This window comes from Acinetobacter sp. V2, from assembly GCF_001188385.1.
GTDB classification, from domain to species: Bacteria; Pseudomonadota; Gammaproteobacteria; order Pseudomonadales; family Moraxellaceae; genus Acinetobacter; species Acinetobacter oleivorans.
The window spans coordinates 84,141-86,575 of sequence record NZ_JZFB01000006.1 but is presented as its reverse complement, the minus strand read 5'-3'; the positions used below and the strand labels follow the sequence as shown (position 1 = coordinate 86,575).

Annotated in this window: 2 protein-coding genes and 1 pseudogene; all 3 read left to right on the top strand. The window is 38.8% G+C overall.

The features are described 5' to 3' along the window. Positions 1-173, top strand: a pseudogene (locus UC75_RS22095) (hypothetical protein); the annotation flags it as partial. Positions 174-318: 145 nt separating this feature from the next. Then, positions 319-1,509: an iron-sulfur cluster carrier protein ApbC gene (gene apbC, locus UC75_RS16265; protein ID WP_049838185.1), complete on the top strand. Its 1,191-nt coding sequence runs from the start codon at positions 319-321 to the stop codon at positions 1,507-1,509. Between the two features lie 143 nt (positions 1,510-1,652). Beyond that, on the top strand, positions 1,653-2,435 hold a 783-nt coding region (locus UC75_RS16260), incomplete at its 3' end, for a 5'-methylthioadenosine/S-adenosylhomocysteine nucleosidase (RefSeq protein ID WP_049838206.1).

Here is a 2,435-nt window from a genome sequence, read left to right as displayed (position 1 = left end):
CTGAGGCAAGCCATAAACTTGATGATGCCAAAGCTAAGGCAGCAGAGTTAAAAGATGAGGCTGCAACAAAATTTGATGAGTTAAAAACTCAAGCAACAGCAAAATTTGACGAGTTAAAGAAAACAGCAACTGATAAGTTAAATAAATTGAAAAACCATGATTCTGCTGAATAAGCTGATCTAAACTAAAATCTGCACTCCTCACCAAAAAGATGAGATTGTAAGTGAGTAATTATTCATCCCAAGGTGAGCGAGTGCGGACCAATACTGTTACACTATCTCCATTAAGCTGTAATGATCTGTTTTTGGAGTAAACAATATGTCTTGGCTTTCTTCACTAAAGTCTGTTTTTTCGCCCGCACAAGAAGTGAAAGAAGATGAAATCCAAACCGTACTCCAAAATTATTTACTACCCCATTCAAAAGATGCTTTAAAAGATCGCATTAGTCAGCTCCAAGTTCAGGGTCGTGTATTACAACTTACAATTAATACATTTCCTGATGAAAAAGAGCACTTGCAGCAAATTCATGATGATTTGGCTGGGGCTTTGGAAAAGTGTGGTATTGAAGAATTAAACCTACATGTGGTGCAACAGAAGCGCCCTACACAAGAAAGTTCAAACTTACCTCCTGTACTAGATGCTTCACCTAAATCAGAACCAGATCCAAATAATCCCCCTATTCAAAAAGCCGCTCCACAACAAAGAGATGTTCCACTTCATCCACGCATTAAGCATGTTATTTTAGTTTCATCTGGTAAGGGCGGCGTTGGTAAATCGACAACTACGGTCAATTTAGCGCTCGCTTTGCAAAAAATGGGACTTAAGGTTGGGGTTTTGGATGCCGATATCTATGGCCCAAGTATTCCGACCATGCTAGGCAATGCAGGCAAAACACCTCTTATTGAAAGTGAAAATTTCGTGCCTTTAGATGCCTATGGAATGGCCGTGTTATCGATTGGACATTTAACTGGTGATAACAACACACCTGTCGCATGGCGTGGACCAAAAGCAACGGGTGCTTTAATGCAATTGTTTAATCAAACACTTTGGCCTGATCTAGATGTACTCATGATTGATATGCCACCGGGTACTGGTGATATTCAACTCACGCTTGCACAGCGTATTCCAGTGACTGGTTCAATCATTGTGACTACACCGCAAAATGTTGCCTTATTAGATGCCACTAAAGGGATTGAGTTATTTAATAAAGTTGGTATTCCGGTATTAGGTGTTGTTGAGAATATGTCGACTCATATTTGTTCGAATTGTGGTCATGAAGAACAAATTTTTGGTATTGGTGGAGGTGATAAACTCTCTGAACAGTACCATATTCCATTGTTAGGTCGCTTGCCTCTAAATGCTCAGATCCGTGAAAATGCCGATCAGGGCAAACCTAGTGTTATAGCAATGGATGATGCGGCTGATAGTTATATTGATATTGCTAAAGTTATGTGGGAACAAATTGAAAAAATTCCTCAACGTACACGTGATGACAAGCGGATTTTTTAACTTATTAAAGCCCGACTTTAAGTCGGGTTTTTTATTGTGTGGTTAAAATAAAAAATTAAATTACTGAATTTTAATAACAAAGCTAAACTTGAAATTGGCATGTAGATTGCTACTTTACACTTTTTAAAAAGAAAGGGTAAAAAATGCAATTTAAATGTGCTTTTGGCGTAATCAGTTTATGTAGCGCTTTATTTTTAGTCGGATGCAATAATGACGACTCTTCTGTTTCACAAACACCAACAGTTCAGGAACAAAAACAGAAATTACAGCCGATTATTATTCAGGGTGCTTTGCCAGTAGAATCGGAAAAAATGGCTTCAAAATTAGAGAATAAGACTGTTGAAGAAATTGGTGGGTGGAAATTCTGGAAGGGTACCTATAATGGTTATCCAATGATTATTTCTAAAACCCGTATGGGGATGAGCAATTCTGCTGCTGCAACTGCTTTAGCTATTGAGCGTTATAAACCGATTGCGATCATTAATCAGGGAACAGCAGGTGGGCACGACCCAGATCTACACGTTTACGATATTGTTTTAGGAAAATATGCGACCAATATTGGTGCATTTAGAACTCCTAAACAGCCATTGGGTGCTGGGTCAAATTCACTTACTTGGGTTGAGGCGTTTGATGTTTTGCCAACAGATGAGTCTGATCCGGAACCGATTGCAATACGCAAATTTGAAGGTGATCAAGAGCTATTAATGGCGGCACATAAAGTCCGTTATGACAAAGGTGAGGTGGTTGAGGGAACGATTGGTTCAGCAGATGTTTGGAATAACGAACTTGATCGTATTCAATTTTTCCATCAGCGTTATGGCACTTCAGTTGAGGAAATGGAAGCAGCATCAGTTGCACAAATTGCAAGTCAGTTGAATGTTCCGTTTTTAGGCATTCGAATTTTATCTAATAATATTACGAATAAC

Bases quoted from the DNA above. Each gene is read 5' to 3' on its own strand.
- apbC (WP_049838185.1), top strand. From the start codon at position 319: ATGTCTTGGCTTTCTTCACTAAAGTCTGTTTTTTCGCCCGCACAAGAA.